15 protein-coding genes are annotated in these 16,095 nt (G+C 58.2%); 9 read left to right on the top strand and 6 right to left on the bottom strand.

Annotated elements, in window-relative coordinates; genetic code table 11:
- Nucleotides 1-25: 25 nt before the first annotated feature.
- From HZB29_10735 to HZB29_10720, 4 genes are all read right to left on the bottom strand, one after another.
- The gene (locus HZB29_10735) at nt 26-424 is read right to left on the bottom strand and encodes a biopolymer transporter ExbD (GenBank protein ID MBI5816068.1); all 399 of its coding nucleotides are present in this window, start codon (nt 422-424) and stop codon (nt 26-28) included.
- Nucleotides 414-1,181 (bottom strand): MotA/TolQ/ExbB proton channel family protein, encoded by a 768-nt coding sequence (locus HZB29_10730; GenBank protein MBI5816067.1) that lies wholly within the window; start codon nt 1,179-1,181, stop codon nt 414-416. Before HZB29_10730 ends, HZB29_10735 begins: the two co-directional genes overlap by 11 nt.
- Before the next feature lie 425 nt (nt 1,182-1,606).
- Nucleotides 1,607-2,230, bottom strand: coding sequence for a hypothetical protein (locus HZB29_10725; protein MBI5816066.1), 624 nt, complete (start codon nt 2,228-2,230; stop codon nt 1,607-1,609).
- Between the two features lie 10 nt (nt 2,231-2,240).
- Nucleotides 2,241-3,329 (bottom strand): deoxyhypusine synthase, encoded by a 1,089-nt coding sequence (locus HZB29_10720; protein MBI5816065.1) that lies wholly within the window; start codon nt 3,327-3,329, stop codon nt 2,241-2,243.
- Between the two features lie 177 nt (nt 3,330-3,506).
- Between HZB29_10720 and HZB29_10715 the strand changes: the two genes are divergently transcribed.
- The 4 genes from HZB29_10715 (at nt 3,507) to HZB29_10700 (ending at nt 8,662) form a co-directional block, all read left to right on the top strand.
- Nucleotides 3,507-4,250, top strand: coding sequence for an SDR family oxidoreductase (locus tag HZB29_10715; GenBank protein ID MBI5816064.1), 744 nt, complete (start codon nt 3,507-3,509; stop codon nt 4,248-4,250).
- A complete protein-coding gene (locus HZB29_10710) occupies nt 4,247-6,130 on the top strand; it encodes a transglycosylase domain-containing protein (GenBank protein ID MBI5816063.1) in 1,884 nt (627 codons plus the stop codon). Before HZB29_10715 ends, HZB29_10710 begins: the two co-directional genes overlap by 4 nt.
- A gap of 517 nt (nt 6,131-6,647) precedes the next feature.
- Nucleotides 6,648-8,009 carry an L-seryl-tRNA(Sec) selenium transferase gene (gene selA / locus HZB29_10705; protein MBI5816062.1) on the top strand — a complete coding sequence of 454 codons (1,362 nt, stop codon included), beginning with the start codon at nt 6,648-6,650 and terminating at the stop codon, nt 8,007-8,009.
- Between the two features lie 140 nt (nt 8,010-8,149).
- On the top strand, nt 8,150-8,662 hold the full coding sequence (locus tag HZB29_10700; GenBank protein MBI5816061.1) for a transposase: 513 nt from the start codon (nt 8,150-8,152) through the stop codon (nt 8,660-8,662).
- A gap of 226 nt (nt 8,663-8,888) precedes the next feature.
- Here HZB29_10700 and HZB29_10695 read toward each other — a convergent pair whose 3' ends face one another.
- A complete protein-coding gene (locus HZB29_10695; protein MBI5816060.1) occupies nt 8,889-9,962 on the bottom strand; it encodes a cyclic nucleotide-binding domain-containing protein in 1,074 nt (357 codons plus the stop codon).
- 208 nt (nt 9,963-10,170) lie between these two features.
- Between HZB29_10695 and xseB the strand changes: the two genes are divergently transcribed.
- From xseB to HZB29_10680, 3 genes are all read left to right on the top strand, one after another.
- Nucleotides 10,171-10,425: an exodeoxyribonuclease VII small subunit gene (xseB, locus tag HZB29_10690; GenBank protein ID MBI5816059.1), complete on the top strand. Its 255-nt coding sequence runs from the start codon at nt 10,171-10,173 to the stop codon at nt 10,423-10,425.
- A gap of 2 nt (nt 10,426-10,427) precedes the next feature.
- Complete coding sequence (locus tag HZB29_10685) at nt 10,428-11,318, top strand: polyprenyl synthetase family protein (protein ID MBI5816058.1); 891 nt, start codon at nt 10,428-10,430, stop codon at nt 11,316-11,318.
- 270 nt (nt 11,319-11,588) lie between these two features.
- On the top strand, nt 11,589-11,933 hold the full coding sequence (locus HZB29_10680; protein ID MBI5816057.1) for a hypothetical protein: 345 nt from the start codon (nt 11,589-11,591) through the stop codon (nt 11,931-11,933).
- 34 nt (nt 11,934-11,967) lie between these two features.
- On the opposite strand, the gene HZB29_10675 is transcribed toward HZB29_10680, so the two are convergent.
- Nucleotides 11,968-12,699 carry a class I SAM-dependent methyltransferase gene (locus tag HZB29_10675; protein ID MBI5816056.1) on the bottom strand — a complete coding sequence of 244 codons (732 nt, stop codon included), beginning with the start codon at nt 12,697-12,699 and terminating at the stop codon, nt 11,968-11,970.
- Nucleotides 12,700-13,106: 407 nt separating this feature from the next.
- On the opposite strand from HZB29_10675, the gene HZB29_10670 reads away from it, so the two are divergent.
- Nucleotides 13,107-15,056: a 1-deoxy-D-xylulose-5-phosphate synthase gene (locus HZB29_10670; protein ID MBI5816055.1), complete on the top strand. Its 1,950-nt coding sequence runs from the start codon at nt 13,107-13,109 to the stop codon at nt 15,054-15,056.
- Nucleotides 15,022-15,945, top strand: coding sequence for a TlyA family RNA methyltransferase (locus HZB29_10665; GenBank protein ID MBI5816054.1), 924 nt, complete (start codon nt 15,022-15,024; stop codon nt 15,943-15,945). The genes HZB29_10670 and HZB29_10665 overlap by 35 nt, the downstream gene beginning before the upstream one ends.
- Nucleotides 15,946-16,095 lie beyond the last annotated feature (150 nt).

Here is a 16,095-nt window from a genome sequence, read left to right as displayed (position 1 = left end):
AGAAATAATATAGTCAGCGCGGCGACTATTGAACTGCCACGCCGATGTCCGCTATGGCCGCTTCCTTGCATGCTTCCATCACCTTTACCACTTCGCCGTGGTTCACCCTCTTGTCCGCCCGGATGATGGCGGAGCGTTTGTCCCCGGCGGCCTTGCTTTGCGCAAGGAGCGACGGGAGCGCGTCAAGCTGGATAAGTTGGCCGTTGAGGTACAGCTTGTTGTCCACCGTCATATCTATTTCAAACACGGAAGACTTCACCGTGGAAGAGCCGGCCTTCGACTGCGGCAATTCCACGTCCATGGCGCGGTCGTGGTCTATGAATGTGGTGGAGATCATGAAAAAGGCGAGAAGGAAGAATATGACGTCTATGAGCGGGATGAGCTGCAGGTCGAAACTGTCTGTCCTTGGCCGTTTAAACTTCATTGGCCCGGTCCGCCGCGTTGGCCCCTTTTTTCGCCGCCTCGGCCGCGTGCATTATCTCTTCCACGAACTGGAGCGAAGTCTCCTCCATCTCATACACCAGCCTGTCCACCCGCCCCTGGAAATAATGGTACGCCGCAAGGGCGAATATGGCCACGATGATCCCCGCCGCCGTGTTCAAGAGCGCCTCGGCTATCCCTGCGGCAACCACGCTGGGGTTCCCCACCCCTTCGAGCGATATGGCGTTAAACGCGTTTATCATCCCCGTCACGGTGCCCAACAGCCCCAGCATCGGGGCGAGCATGCCTATCACCCCAAGGCCCCGGAGGTTTGTCTGCAAAAGCGTCGCCTCGTGCGCCCCGGCGGACTCTATGGCCCGTTCCACCTCCAGCACGCCGTACCGCCCCCGCAAAAGCCCCGCCTGGGCAATGCGGCTCATGGCCATGTCCGACGACTTGCACATCTTGATCGCCATTTCAAACTCGCCGCGGGAGGCAAGCTTCATTATCTCCAGCAGGAACCCGTTGTTGAACATCCTGCCGCGGCGCAGGGACGAAAACCGCTCCAGCGATATGGCCATGGCGATGATGGAACTTATCAGTATCATAATCATCACCGGTCCGCCACGGCGGAACACCGTGACGATCCATGTTTCCTCCAGCCCCCCAAGGCTTAGCGCATGGGCCGGGGCCGCCGTCAAACAAAGGGACGCCGCCGCAAAGGCGATGGCGGCGAGGGCATATAACTTCAAATGTCGCATGGCGGAATTTATATCACATCCGGACGGGGGCGCGTTGCGGATTTTTTAGTGGAGAGTTGGCTTTTAATCCGGAAGTGGCTCAGTTTACTTTTGGCTGTCATGCTGAGCAACGCGAAGCGTCTCCCTATAGTTTCGATATTTTTTCAAAGTGGATTCTTCGCTATCGCGCAGAATGACAAGCTGTGGACACTGCCCCTGATCCAATGGCATTTACCCGCTTCCCCGTGGTCGCCTGACCACGGTTCTTACCGCTCTGCGGGGTGTTCTTCACTCCGCAGTCTTCCAGGAGTCCGGGGTGACGCGCTTTGCGCTCAAACACCACGGTAAGCGGCAAATGAGGATTTTTCACCACTGAGGCACAGAGGCACGGAGAAATATTTCCTTTTCTCTGCGCCTCTGTGTCTCTGTGGTCAATTCATCCTGATTTATTTTCCCCTCTTCCCCAAAACTATCACCGTCTTCCCCGAGCCGGCTTTCACCGTCTCCTTCCCCTTGCCGAAAAGGTCCTTCGGGTCTTTGCTGATCGGGTCGCCGTCGGAATCGTACACGGCCTCCACGGAAACGGGCATGCCGGGCTTCACCTCCCCCATCATCGCATCGCGCGTGGTAACGGCGAATTCAACAGGGAAACTCACCTTGTCGAGCCGTTTGGCGGCCAATGGCGGCCCTCCTTCCGGCGGGCGGACGACGACATACAGCGCCCAGCCCGGCTCCGGTTTTCCAACCGACGCCGAAAGCTCCACCCTCCCGGACACGATTGTCACCGCCTCCATCGCCACCGGCGGGGCTCCATAGCCCTGCTGGGCCGGAGCCTGCGGGGCCTGCGAGGCCTGCGGGGCCTGCTGCATGGGAGCCAGCGGGGCCTGCGGGGCCTGTTGGGCGGATTGCCGCGCCTGCTCGGCGGCGGCTTTCTTCTGCTCCTCGGTCATCGGTTTTGGCGCTTCCAGCGGCTTCATCTTGTCGTAAGGCACGAAATGATGGTCCTGGCACGCGGCCAATAGCGGCAGGGCGATAATTGCCATAAGCCGCAACGTCGCTTGGTACTTCATATATATTGCGTCAGCCCTTTCTGGCCGCTTCATATTCGGCGGCAAGCTTCCTGTAAAGTTCTTCGCGGCGCTCGTAAAGCCGCTTGGGTTTGCGCGGAGCCACCCTGTTTAACAAATACGCGGTCATCAGCGGGATGGCGATGGTGCTGTCCATATATCCCACCACGGTGTCGGGTATCATTTCCGGATTGACTTTGCCCCAGCTCACCGCCTCGTGCGGCGTGGCGCCGGAAAGCCCGCCGGTGTCCGGCCGGGCGTCTGTTATCTGGATGAAATAGTCGTGCCCGGCCACGTGTATCTCCATAATCTCGTCGAGCAGCGGGATGGTCTGCAGCATGAAATTTTTCGGGCTGCCGCCGCCGAATATCAGAACGCCGGATGTGCCGCTCCGCTTTGCGTGCAGGGCGATGGAGGTGGACTCGTTCACGTCGCGCACAGGGTCCATCTCAAGCCCGGCTTCGGTGAGCTCCAGCGCGGCGGCGTTCAGGCCGATGGTGGAGTCCCCCGGCGACGGGCAGAACACCGGCACCGCGTTCCTGTACGCGGCGGCCAGTATGGTCTTGCCCACGCTTCCGGTCTCTTTTTCCGTGGCGTCCACGTATTTGCCGATAAGGTAATGCAGCTCCGCCGAGCCGAGCTTTCGCTTGAACTCCGGCTGGGCCAGGATGTGGAACAGGTATTTGTCCGACTTTGCCAGCACATCGAAATCGAAAACGATGTCGTATATCCGTATCACGCCGTGCTTTCGCAGTTCCCTGTCGTCCACGAAGGGGGTGTGCTTGTGCAGCGGCAGGTTAAGCCCGAAATGCAGGTCGTGATAGAGGTTGGCCCCGGTGGTGACAAGGTAGTCTATCCACCCGTTCTCTATCCACGTCACAAGCGACGAGGTGCCAAGCCCCGCCGGGGTGAGCGCACCGGTGAGCGACACGCCCAGCACCGTCTCCGTGGACAGCACCTTTTTCTCCAGCAGCCTGCACGCCTCCGCCAGCCTGGCGGCGTTGTAGGCGTTGAAAAACCTGTCTATCAATTCGTCAACGGCGATCCCCTTCTGGATTTTGCCGGCGGTTATCCTGGGCCCCTTGTCAAAAGTCTCTTTCATCGAAAAGCCTCTAAAGCTGATTGCGCCTTGTGTAACATCGATTCTTCAAACAATTTTTCATTGTAATAAATGGGAGGCGTACAGTAAAAGGAAAATCGCATTGGCCCCGGGACTAATCCCGGAGCATACATCCATCCCGGAAGCCGCCAACCGCGCCACTTGTGATAACATCCAGCCATGGACAACCACCGCAAGACAGTCCTCATAACAGGCGCCGCCAAAAGGCTTGGCCGGGCAACGTCCCTCGCCTTCGCGAAGGCCGGGTACTGTGTTGCCATCCACTATTCGTCGTCCGAAACAGAGGCCATCGCGCTCAAGGATGAAATAGAAACGGCCAGCGGCAAAGGCGCCGCCGCAATATTCAAGGCGCAGTTGTCGCGGGAAGATGAAATCGGCGCCCTGCCGCGCCGGGTGGCAGATACTTTCGGCCGGTTGGACGTAGTGGTGAACAACGCTTCCGTGTTCGCAAAGACCCCCATCGCCCAGATCACCGGCGAGTCGTTCGACAGGTTCAACGCCATCCACATAAAGGCTCCCGCCCTGCTTTCGCTGGCGGCGGCGGAGTTATTACGCAAGTCCAAACCGGGCAGGATAATCAATATGGTGGACGTTTACGCCGATTTCACAAAAAAAGATTTCACCCCATACGCCGTCTCCAAGGCCGGATTGAAGTCGCTGACAAGGCAGCTTGCCGTGGAGCTTGCGCCGGACATCCTTGTTAACGCCGTCGCGCCGGGCGCCATTATGGAGCCTGTGGGGGGAGAGAGTCCGGAGGTGATCGAACGCATCCTCGCCCGCATCCCATTGCGCCGGTTCGGCGATCCGGAAGATATCGCCCGCACAGTCCTGTTCCTGGCCCAGGCGGACTATATCACCGGCCACACCATCGTGGTGGACGGCGGCAGATCGCTGACCATATGAACCTTCCCCTCCCCGCCTTTTTCAGGCGGCGGCCGTATTTCTCGATAATACTTTTTGTGATGGCGGCCTTGTCCGGCGCTGTCTCCGGCTTCACCGCCGCGATGTACCACGACCTGCCGGAGATAATGGAGTTAAAGGACCGCAAGGCGGACGTGGTCACAAAAATCCTGGCTGCGGACGGCTCCCCCGCCGGGGAGATATACCGCGAAAAAAGGATTTGGATACCCTACTCCGCCATCCCCAAGACCCTTGCGGAAGCCATCGTGGCCACGGAGGACAGCGCCTTTTTCCGCCATCACGGGATACGTTACATGAGCGTTGCGCGCGCGCTGTATGTGGACATCCGCGAGGGGCGAAAAGCCCAGGGGGGCTCCACCATCACCCAGCAGCTGGCAAAGACCCTTTTCCTGACTTCTGAAAAAAGCGTCATCAGGAAGATCAAGGAGGCGCTGCTTGCCATCCAGATAGAGAAGCAGTACGCCAAGGCGGAGATTCTGGAGCTGTATGTGAACATGGTGTTCCTGGGCTCCGGCTCGTACGGGTTCGAGGCGGCGGCCATGACCTATTTCGGCAGACCTGCCGCCCGGCTTTCACTGGGGGAGTCGGCCATGCTCGCCGGTCTTCTGCGCGCCCCGTCGGAATACTCCCCCCACGTCAATTACGACGCGGCGGTGAAACGCAGGGCCGTTGCGCTGGGCCGCATGCGCGACGAGGGGCTTATCACCCCCGCCATGGAGTCCGCCGCCAATGCCGAGCCATTGAAAATAGTCCCGCTCAAATCTCCGGGGGGGCTGGCCCCTTATTTCATTGACGAAGTGAAGGTTTACCTTGAACAGACATACGGGGCCGACATCGTGTACCGTGGCGGGCTGACCGTGAAAACATCGCTCTCCCCCGCCCTGCAAAAGACGGCGCAAGAAGCGATGGCCGCCGCCGCTTCGCAAAAATCCCGCAAGGCGCCCCCGATGGAGGGCGCCATAGCCGCTATCAGGCCGGAGGACGGGGCGATTCTGGCGATGGTGGGGGGGATTGACTATAAATCGTCCCCGCAAAACCTCGCAACGCATGCCGCTGGGGCGGCGGGAAGCGCTATCTCACCTTTCATCTACCTTGCCGCCATCGAGTCCGGCTTCACCCCGGCGGACATGCTGGAGGGGGATGAGGGCCCGGTCACGCTTCGCGCGGCGCTGGAGAATTCAAACAACGCCGCCACCACAAAACTGCTGGACAAGGCCGGGGCGAACGCCGTTGTGGAGCTTATGGAGAGGCTTGGATTCCATGCTCCCGCAGACCCTGAGGAGGTTACGGCGGGCAAGGTTTCGCCAATGGAAATCGCCAGTGCATGCGCCGCGCTGGCGGACAACGGGCTGAAAGTGGAGCCGTATTACATAAGCCGCGCGGCCACCTCCGAAGGCTCCACGTTGGAGGAGCGCCAGCCGCGGATCGCCGACGCGGTAAAGCCTCAGGCGGTGTATTTATTGACGGACATGCTTACTGGCGCGGCTGGTCACGGCGCGTTCAAACGGATTCCAGAGCTTGGCGCCAACATCGCCGCTTTTGGCGGAAGCGCTCCGGACGGCGGCGAATGGTTCGCCGGATTCACCCGCGATATCGCCGTTGCGGTATGGACACGAAATGGCCAAAGTGGCAGCGCCGGGGCCATATGGACGAAGTTCATGGCCGAAGCGCTCAAAACCGTACCGGCCCGCGAATTTGAAAGACCGGCGGGGCTGGTCGAGCGCGTAATAGACCTCGAAACGGGCAAACTTGCCACGCCCCTGTGCCCCCATGCCGCAACGGAGGTTTTCATAGCCGGGACCGAGCCTATGGAGACATGCCCCGCCGCGCACAAGGAAAACACGCAGAAGGAAAACAGGTGACGTGATTTGATATGGAGTTACAATTCAGCTTCCCCGTGGTCGCTGACCACGGATTCCTGTTTGCCGCCGGGGGGGCATCGTTGTTGCTACCCCGTGGTCGGCTGTTGTTGCTACCCCGTGGTCGGCTGTTTTAGCTTCCCCGTGGTCGCTGACCACGGATTCCTATTCGAAGTTTTGAAAGAGGAAGATTTTTCACCACAGAGACACTGAGACACAGAGAAAAGATATTTCTTTTTTCTTAACCTCTGTGCCTCTGTGGTTCAATTCCGCTTTTTCCTTTACTTGCGAGGTATTTTTCAGCTTCCCCGCGATTGGCGGCAAAGGGTATATTGTAGTCCAATGTATTGCACCCTGGACTTCTCAACTATTTCTCCCCCTTTATAGGGGGAGTACGCCGAAGGCGGGAGGGGGTATAATTCAATCGGAATACCACCCCGTCGGCTTGCGCCGCCACCCCTCCTTATAAAGGAGGGGAAAAAGAAACAGCGCCCGGCGGTTCGTCTGGAGACTTTAAACCTTGGCCAAAGACGACCTCAAAAATTTGCCGTCCATAGACAAATTGCTGGCAAACGCCTCCATTGCCCCGCTCATCGAGGCGCATGGACGTGAGCATGTGCGCAACATCGCCCGCAAGGTGATGGCCCAGGCCCGCCGCGCAATTCTCTCCGGCGCTAAAATCGAGCTTGCGCACATGGACGGATGGGCCGGCAAAGTCCAAAACGCCGTTAACGAATTCGCCAATCCCCGCGTCGTAAAAGTGATCAACTGCTCCGGCGTGGTGGCGCACACAAACCTTGGCCGGGCGCTGCTGGCCGAAGAAGCGGCCAGGGCGGCATACGAGGCGGCAATATCAAACGTGAACCTGGAATACGACCTTGCCGCCGGATCGCGCGGCGACAGGGACGACCTTACGGAAGACCTGATAATCGAATTGTCCGGCGCGCAAGCCGCCACAGTGGTGAACAACAACGCCGCCGCCCTGCTCCTGACGCTAAACACCCTTGCGGCCGGGAAAGAGGCCATCGTATCGCGAGGCGAACTTATAGAAATCGGCGGATCGTTCCGCCTGCCGGAGATAATGGCGAAAAGCGGATGCATCCTGCGCGAAGTGGGGACGACAAACAGGACCCACCTTGCAGACTATGAGGAAGCGGTGAACGAAAACACCGGCATGATCCTGCGCGCCCATTCAAGCAACTACAGGATAATCGGATTCACCACCCAACCTTCGGACGCGGAACTTTCCGGACTGGCAAAATCGAAAAAACTGCCATACGTGGTGGACTTGGGCTCCGGCGCGGCGGTGGACCTGGCCCTGCTCGGCCTGCCCCATGAGCCCACCATGCGGGAGACCCTGGAGGCGGGGGCGGACATCGTCACCGTCTCCGGCGATAAATTATTGGGCGGGCCTCAGGCGGGGATAATCGCCGGGAAAGAGGAATATGTGGCCCTGATCCGCAAGAACCACCTTAAACGCGCCCTTCGCTGCGGCAAAATGACCCTCGCCGCGCTGGAGGCGACGTTGCGGTTTTACCTTAACCCGGAAACTGCGGTCAAACGCATTCCCACGTTGCGCCATCTTGCCAGAAGTCTTGACGATATAAGGAGTTGCGCGGAGAGGGTTACAGCGATACTTAAAGCCAGATTAGGGGCCGATGCGGAGGTGTTTTTGATTGATGACATCTCCCGCGCCGGGAGCGGCTCGTTACCGGAGATGGACATCCCGACGATATCCGTGGCGGTGCGGCACAAAGAGATGGGGCCAAACGAACTGGCGGAATGGTTCCGGCGGCAAAGCCCGGCGGTGATCGGGCGCGTGGCCGGCGACCTGTTCCGGCTGGACATGCGCTGCGTGGACTACGCTGAAGATTTTAAGTAGCGTCGGCGTCACCGGCAATTTTCAGCTTCCCCGTTGTCGCTGACCACGGACTGCTCACCCTCCCCATCGCTTCCCCGTGGTCGCTGACCACGGTTCACCACTCCTTCCTTTTGTGCTATAAAATACTACCCATGCGGCAAATGTATTTCATCACCTCCACCGTAAATCACTGGATAAAACTTTTCCAGCGTTCCGATTTGGCGGCTATTATTCTTGAATCCCTCTCCTACAGGGTGGCGAAGGGCGAAATCAGACTAAACGCGTATGTGCTGATGCCTAATCATCTGCATATGATAGTGTCCATGGATGAAAGCGGTTCTCTTCGGAATTTCCTGCGCGATTTCCATAAATTCACCGCAAGAGAAATCATTAACGCCCTGAACAGGGAAAGAAATCCTGTGTTGACGCGATTTGTGGTACAGGAGCGCGACCGGAACACCCACTTTTGGCGAAAAACGCATTCCCCAAAACAAATAACAACGTGGAAGTTTTTCCTGCAGAAAATCGAGTACATACACAATAATCCGCTGTCGTCCCATTGGAGACTTTGCGAAAGACCGGAGCATTATCCCTATTCAAGCGCTTGCGATTACTTGGTCGAACAGCGGGGCGCGGTTCCCTTGGAAGTGATAAAACCTTCTACGCCATGGTGAGGAGTCCGTGGTCGGCGAGCGCGGGGAAGCAAGTGCGGGGCCACGGGGAAGCGAGGAGAGGGGTGAAGAAACCGTGGTCGGCGACCACGGGGAAGCAGGTGCGGGGCGACCACGGGGAAGCAGGTGCGGGGCGAGCGCGGGGAAGCAAGCGCGGGGCAAGCGCGGGGAAGCAAGTGCAGAGGGCCACGGAGAAGCAAAAATGGGCCCTTAGACGGTGGGGCGACTCTTAAACATCCTCCCACAACAGATCAATAATGCTCTTCCCCCCTTTTTTTCCTCCGCGGCCCGTCACAGGCGGCGGGGTGTCTTTCACAAGGGTGAAGCCCATATCCCTGTACAGCTTCAAAAATTCGGTGTAAACCTCGTTGGATATGGAGATGATCTTCGGGTATTCCACGATCTGCACCCCCTGCTCCATGCTGTTTATCACCGACGAAAGGATGCTGTCCTTGAAATTGACCGCCATGAGCGGCAGAAGCTGCTGGGTCTGGTACATGTCCTCCACCAGGTTGCGGAACAGCTGGTAGAACCTGTGCGTCTTGGTCAGCGTGAACTTTTTGAAGTCCACCGATTTTACCTTTATCTCCGGCAGGTTGGCGAATTGATACAGGTCCTCGAGCGTCAAGTTCAGCTCGCGGATGAAAAGCATCACGTCCCGCACGATGTTGTGCATGGCGTGGACGTCGTCCTTGTTCAGCTCCAGCTTTTTCCGGTAATGCATCAGCTCGGCGTAGAAGGCGCTTTTGGTCATGGTGGCGTCCTTGAGGATCAGTTGAAGCGTCCCCATGTAAAGCACCGCCGTGCGCTCCGCCCTTTGCAGGTTTTCCTCGGCTATCTGGCGCAGGAAGCTCAGGAAAGACGATTTGTCCAGGCTGATAAGCCGCATGAAATCCCGCCGGTTTAACACTATGCCCGGCACCCGCTCCCGGGCGAACACCGCCGCCGACCGGCTCAGCCCCGTGAAAAACGAGTTCTCGCCGATGATGGACGGCCCGGAAATCTCCGCCATCTGCTCAAAAGTGTCCTCGCCGTCCTTCTCCACCTTCTTGTGGACATACACCGTGCCGGCCAGAAGAATGAACATCAGGTCCACATCGTCCATCCCCTCGTGGATGATGAACTCGGCAGGCCCCCAATGCTCCACTTTGAGCTTGGCGATCCGGGTCAACTGCGGGACGGAAAACCCCTTGAATTCCCTGATGCGGCCGATGATGCCGATGAGAGCCTTCCGGGAAAGGTGCGGAGTTTCGGACTGGTCCTCGTCCACCCCTTTTTGAGCCTTGAACAAAGTTGCGGTCACTGTTGATTTATAACCGATTGATTCCCTTAGGAGTCGATTATGCCACAGTATTTTACGTCATGTAACAAAAATGTGAGAGGGGCGTACTGACACCCCGTAGCGCAGGCGTCCCGCCGGCAATTGCCGCCAAGATGGCGGCGCTACTACAGGAGATTAGCGCAAGCAGTGATTCTCAAACCTGCCTTTCCATGCTAGACTTCCAATCGCTATGAGCGAGAACAACAAGGAAATCAAGTTCGAGGCGGCCTTAAAGCGGCTCGAAGAGATCGTCGGCAAGCTTGAGGGGGGCGACCTGGAGCTGGAGAAGTCCATAGAGCTTTTCGAGGAAGGGGTCCGCATGGCCAAAACCCTCCAGAAAAAGCTGGACGAGGCGGAGAAAAAGATCGAAAAACTCGTCCGGGGCAAGGATGGCGCCCTTGCCACAGAGCCTGCGGCCGACCCGTCCGAAGACGCCCCGTTTTAGCAATGCCGCTGACCGCGTATTTCAACGAAATCCGGGCCATAGTGGACGACGCCATGGACAGGCTCGTGCCGCCATCCGCAACCCACCCCGCCGTTTTGCACGAGGCGATGCGTTATTCGCTGTTCGCCGGTGGCAAAAGGCTGCGCCCCACGCTGGCGATGGCCGCCTGCGACGCCGTCGGCGGGGCGCGTTCGCGCGTGGTCCCTTTCGCCGTGGCGCTGGAGGCGATCCACACATATACGTTGATACACGACGACCTGCCGGCCATGGACAACGACGATTACCGGCGCGGCCTTCCCACCAGCCATAAAAAGTTCGGCGAGGCGGCGGCAATACTGGCCGGGGACGCGCTATTGACCCTGGCGTTCGAGATAATATCAAACCTTCGCAACTTTCCCGGCGTCAGCCCCGAAACGTTGCTGGAAGTTTCGCGCCACACCGCCAACGCCGTGGGATCGGTGGGGACCGTGGGCGGGCAAATGGCGGACATCCAGATGGAAGGCGCCGAGGGGGACATGGCGTCGCTGGAATACATCCACATCCACAAGACCGGTAAACTGATCGCCGCATCGGTGCGCGGCGGCGCCTTGCTTGGCGGGGGGGACAATGATGCGGTCAACGCCATCACGGAGTATGGCAAGAACATCGGCCTGGCGTTCCAGATAGTGGACGACATACTCGACATCGAAGGCGAACTTGCAAGCCTTGGCAAAACTCCCGGTTCCGACACCCGGAAGAAAAAGCTTACCTACCCCGCCTTGATGGGCGTCGCCGAAAGCCGCAAACTGGCCTCCCGCCTAACCGACCGCGCCATCGGACATCTTGCGATATTAGGCTCCGGAGGAGAGAGATTGAGCGATCTTGCGAAATATGTGATAGCAAGGGCGTTTTAGAATTCAAGGGGCGTTGACATATATTTTCACTTACTTTAGAATAAGAAATCATGGAACCGATAAGACTTAAAAGGCAAAGCCCCGTCACTCGACGAAGTCGCCAAAGACCTTGGCGTCTCAAATAAGAAAGTCAGGGAAATATTATCGTTAATGAGTGATGTCCGCAAACAGGCGCGCAAGCAAATCGGCCCGCGAGCGCAAAGGAATATATCCAGTAAAATCCGGAAAGAATTTCCGGCTAAAACTCGCGTGGCCTATAAATAATCCCCGATGAACGACAACTGGGTGTTCATCAACATACCCTATGACGCCAGGTATGAACGTTTATACCTCGCCCTTATCAGCGGCCTGACGGCATTGGGCCTGACGCCTCGTTGTACATTGGAAGTCCCTCCAGACAAAGACCGCTTGAAACGTATTTTTCACCTCATCAATAAATGCAAATATTCGATTCACGACCTTTCCAGGGTGCAACTTTCCGGCAAAAAGGAACGCCTGCCCAGGTTTAACATGCCGTTTGAAGCCGGATTGTCCGCCGCTTTGATGCTTAATAAATCAAAGCATAGCAGCCGCATCCTGGAATCCAAGTGCGCCCGGCCGGCCGCATGGAAATAGCACACGCCAGGGAAGTGGCGTAGATTCAGCCCCCCTATCCCCCCTTCCCCGCCATCACCGCGCTCAATCCGCCAACGACCTCCCGCGCTTCGACCGTGAATCCTGCCTGCGCCAGGCTTGCCATGACGTGATCGTCCGTCAGGCGTATCTTGTGATAGGTCCCGCTCCGCTCGTCCCATCCGCCGGGGATTCTCACACGGATGGTGTCCGTCACCTTTATCCTTTCGCGTTCATACGTTATTTCGCAGTGGAACTCGCGCGTGTCATCGGCCATCACCGTGAATTTTTTCACGATCCCGGACGGCGACGCCGGCTGATCACGGAATGACAAAATCAGCCCTCCTCCAGGTTCGAGGGTTTTATAAATGTCCCGCAAAAGTGTTTCCAGCGATTCGTGCGCGGGAAGGTGTGAAATAGTGTCCCCCATAACCGTAACAAGCTCCACCGGGCCGCCGGCCAACCTCCTGATGTCCATCATGTCGGCGCAGAGCGTTTTGATGGACTTTCCATCGGCGCTGGCGGAAAGCTCGTCCAAAAGCTTGCGGCTGGTGTCCACGGCGGTGACTTTATAGCCCCGCCTTGCAAGTGGGCTTGCGGCAAATCCCGGCCCCGCCCCAAGGTCGAACGCCACTCCGGAAAGCCTCGGGAGCATGTCCCACTTTTCAAAAAGCGATTCGTTCTCCCGCACCTTCGCCTCGCGCCCCCCGCACATCCAGGTATAAACGTCGGCGAGAAGGCTTTCGTAGTGTCCGGTTATTTCGTTCATAAGATTTAATTAAACCACAGTCGAGGCGAGATGAAGATATTTTCACCACAGAGGCACGGAGGCGCTTTTGCTTCCCCGTGGTCGCCTGACCACGGATTTTACGTCCATCGGTGCGTTGCAGGCCGAATGGCGGTCTGCCCTGACTTTTCGCGGTGAGATTTAATGACGGCGGGGTGACGCCTTCGGCTCAACACCCCGCCGAGCATAAAAGAACCGTGGTCAGGCGACCACGGGGAAGCAAATAACGGTTTCCGGGATGACAGGATACGCCTTTAATTTGCTTGTCACCCTGAACGAAGTGAAGGGTCTCCTTGTTCAAGATTCTCAGGCTTTGCCTCAGAATGACAAACTGGCGCGCACCCCCCAATTCCATTGATACATCCCCGAAATTGTGCGAATATTGCCTGATGGATAAAAGCAGCGGATATCCAATACTTTCAAGGATAAAAAGCCCGGGGGACATAAAATCCCTCGATGTTCCGGAGTTGGAAAAGCTCGCGGAGGAGCTTCGGGCGAAGATCATCGAAGTGGTCTCCCGCAACGGGGGGCATCTGGCCTCCAGCCTCGGCGTGGTGGAGCTTACCATCGCCATGCACTATGTGTACGACGCCCCGGAGGACAAGATCATCTGGGACGTGGGGCACCAGTGCTACGCCCACAAACTGCTCACCGGGCGTTACGAGAGGTTCAACACGTTAAGGAAGTCCGGCGGCATTTCCGGATTCCCCAGCAGGACCGAAAGCCCGTACGACTGCTTTAACACAGGCCACGCGGGAACATCCATCTCCGCCGCATTAGGGTTTGCCCAGGCGCGGGACCATCGCGGAAAACAGAACAAGGTGATCGCCGTAATAGGCGACGGGTCCATGACCGCCGGGCTGGCCTTCGAAGGGTTGAACCACGCCGGGGCCATGCACACCAACCTCACCGTTGTGCTGAACGACAACAAGATGTCCATCTCCCACAACGTGGGGGCGCTTTCCCAGCACCTCAACCGCATCATCACCGGCAAATGGTACGTAAAGTTGAAGGAAGAGTTCGGCCAGGTGATCCAGAGCGTGGCGGGGGACCAGGTGGCGCAGTTCACCAAAAGGTTCGAAGAGGCGATCAAGGGGATCATCGTCCCCGGCAAACTGTTCGAGGACCTGGGATATAAATACGTCGGCCCCATCGCCGGGCATGAAATCTCCTATCTTATCGAAACGTTATTGGCGGCCAAGGACCTCAAGGGCCCCAAGCTGATCCACGTGATCACCACAAAAGGCAAAGGCTACGCCCCGGCGGAGGAAAAGGCGCAATCGTTCCACGGCGTCTCCCCTTTCCATCCGGCCACGGGGGACTCAATAAAGACCGTGTCGAAAATGACATACACGGACGTTTTCGCCGACGCCTTGATTGACCTCGCCAAAAAGGACAAAAGCATCGTCGCCATCACCGCCGCCATGCCGGAGGGGACCGGGCTTTCCAAATTCGCCGGCGTATTCCCGGACAGGTTCTATGATGTGGGAATCGCCGAGCAGCACGCCACCACCTTCGCGGCTGGCATGGCGGCCGACGGGATGAAACCTGTTGTGGCGATATACTCAACGTTTCTGCAGCGCGTTTTCGACCAGATCGCGCACGACGTATGCCTGATGGACCTGAACGTCACCTTCGCGGTGGACCGGGCCGGGCTCGTCGGCGAGGATGGCGCAACGCATCAGGGGCTGTACGATTACACATACCTTCGCTGCGTGCCCAACATGGTGGTGATGGCGCCAAAGGACGAACATGAACTTCCGCTTATGCTAAAGGCCGCCGTGGACCATCCCGGCCCCGCCGCCATACGATACCCTCGCGGCGCCGTTTTCGGCACGCGCAATGCCTCGGACACACCGCCGGTGGCCATCGGCAAGGGGGAACTTTTGCGGGACGGGGCGGACCTTTGCATAATCGCCGCGGGCAATCCGGTGTACGCCGCGCTGGAGGCGGCGGTGCGCCTGAGCGCCGAAGGGCTGGACGTAGCCGTGGTGAACGCCCGGTTCGTAAAGCCGCTGGACGCGGAGCTTATCGAACGGATGGGCGAGAAATGCGGCCTGCTGATGACCGTGGAGGAGAACACCCTTGCTGGCGGGTTCGGCTCCGCGGTGATGGAGCTTATAGAATCAAAACGCATCCCCCATGTGGCGGTGCGGCGCCTGGGCCTGCCGGACGTTTTCGTGGAGCACGCAAGCCAGGCCGAACAGCGCGAAAAGTTCGGGCTGGACGCAAACGGAATAGAACGCGCCGCCAGGGAATTCGTCCACGATTCGCGCTCGGCCAATCCCGTCAACGGATCCTCGCATGCCCAAAAAGCGGCTGGATATCCTTCTCACTGAGCGCCATCTCGCCGAAAGCCGCCAACGCGCACAGGCGCTGATAATGGCGGGGCTGGTGACGGTGGAGGGCGTGTTGGCCGCCAAAGCCGGGGCGCTGGTGGACGAAGAGGCCGCTATCGAAATCAAAGGCAAGGACCACCCCTATGTTTCCCGTGGCGGGGTAAAACTCGCCCACGCGCTGGACTTTTTCCATATCAATGTCGAGGGATTCGTCTGCCTGGACATAGGCGCCTCCACCGGCGGGTTCACAGACTGTTTATTGCAACGCGGCGCGGCGAAGGTGTATGCCGTGGACGTGGGGGAAAACCAGCTTGATTACAAATTGCGTTCCGATCCGCGCGTGGTCTGCATGGAAAAGCTGAACGCCCGGGAATTCTCGCCGGGGATGATCCCGGACATGGTGGACATGATCGTGTCGGACGTGTCGTTCATATCGTTGCGGCTTGCCATCCCCCCCGCCCTGCCAGCGCTCAAACCGGGCGGATTCGCCGTGTTGCTGGTGAAGCCGCAGTTCGAGGCGGGCAGGGAGAATGTTGGGAAGGGAGGAATCGTGCGGGACGAAAAAGTGCGCCAGAAGGTGTTGGAGGATGTCAGGACGTTTTTCCAGACAGGCGGCGCGTCAACTTCGTCCGAAGCCCCGTTTCCCCTCCTTTACAAGGAGGGGGCTCCGCAAAGCGGCGGGGGAGGTGAACCAAATCAGGAACCATCGCCAACATGCCACCCCCTCCCCCCTTCGGGGCACTCAAGGGGGAGAAACAAAAAGGAGAGCGCTCGCGCCATCGCCCTCCCGGGCCTTGCGTATCTTGGCGTCACCCGGTCGCCGATAGAGGGGCGCAAGGGGAACGTGGAATACCTTATGGGATTTGCGGTCTTGTGCGGCCATCAATGACAGGCGTTTCGGAAAGTGTCCTAAACTTAGTTGAAACGAAGGTATGACCTCACCTGCTACCATGTTTTTGAACGAAAACAACGGAAAGCAAGGAGGTCACATGAAAAGAGTAAACGGTAACGGGAAAACTGGCAAGGGAAGAATGGATTT

The sequence above is a fragment of the Nitrospinota bacterium genome, from assembly GCA_016235255.1.
Taxonomy (GTDB): domain Bacteria; phylum Nitrospinota_A; class UBA7883; order UBA7883; family JACRLM01; genus JACRLM01.
This window is presented reverse-complemented; position numbering and strand designations above follow the sequence as displayed.

What these genes read in the sequence shown, in the direction of transcription:
- HZB29_10735 (MBI5816068.1), bottom strand. Translation starts at nt 424, where the DNA reads ATGAAGTTTAAACGGCCAAGGACAGACAGTTTCGACCTGCAGCTCATC.
- HZB29_10730 (MBI5816067.1), bottom strand. Translation starts at nt 1,181, where the DNA reads ATGCGACATTTGAAGTTATATGCCCTCGCCGCCATCGCCTTTGCGGCG.
- HZB29_10725 (MBI5816066.1), bottom strand. Translation starts at nt 2,230, where the DNA reads ATGAAGTACCAAGCGACGTTGCGGCTTATGGCAATTATCGCCCTGCCG.
- HZB29_10720 (MBI5816065.1), bottom strand. Translation starts at nt 3,329, where the DNA reads ATGAAAGAGACTTTTGACAAGGGGCCCAGGATAACCGCCGGCAAAATC.
- HZB29_10715 (MBI5816064.1), top strand. Translation starts at nt 3,507, where the DNA reads ATGGACAACCACCGCAAGACAGTCCTCATAACAGGCGCCGCCAAAAGG.
- HZB29_10710 (MBI5816063.1), top strand. Translation starts at nt 4,247, where the DNA reads ATGAACCTTCCCCTCCCCGCCTTTTTCAGGCGGCGGCCGTATTTCTCG.
- HZB29_10700 (MBI5816061.1), top strand. Translation starts at nt 8,150, where the DNA reads ATGTATTTCATCACCTCCACCGTAAATCACTGGATAAAACTTTTCCAG.
- xseB (MBI5816059.1), top strand. Translation starts at nt 10,171, where the DNA reads ATGAGCGAGAACAACAAGGAAATCAAGTTCGAGGCGGCCTTAAAGCGG.
- HZB29_10685 (MBI5816058.1), top strand. Translation starts at nt 10,428, where the DNA reads ATGCCGCTGACCGCGTATTTCAACGAAATCCGGGCCATAGTGGACGAC.
- HZB29_10680 (MBI5816057.1), top strand. Translation starts at nt 11,589, where the DNA reads ATGAACGACAACTGGGTGTTCATCAACATACCCTATGACGCCAGGTAT.
- HZB29_10675 (MBI5816056.1), bottom strand. Translation starts at nt 12,699, where the DNA reads ATGAACGAAATAACCGGACACTACGAAAGCCTTCTCGCCGACGTTTAT.
- HZB29_10670 (MBI5816055.1), top strand. Translation starts at nt 13,107, where the DNA reads ATGGATAAAAGCAGCGGATATCCAATACTTTCAAGGATAAAAAGCCCG.
- HZB29_10665 (MBI5816054.1), top strand. Translation starts at nt 15,022, where the DNA reads ATGCCCAAAAAGCGGCTGGATATCCTTCTCACTGAGCGCCATCTCGCC.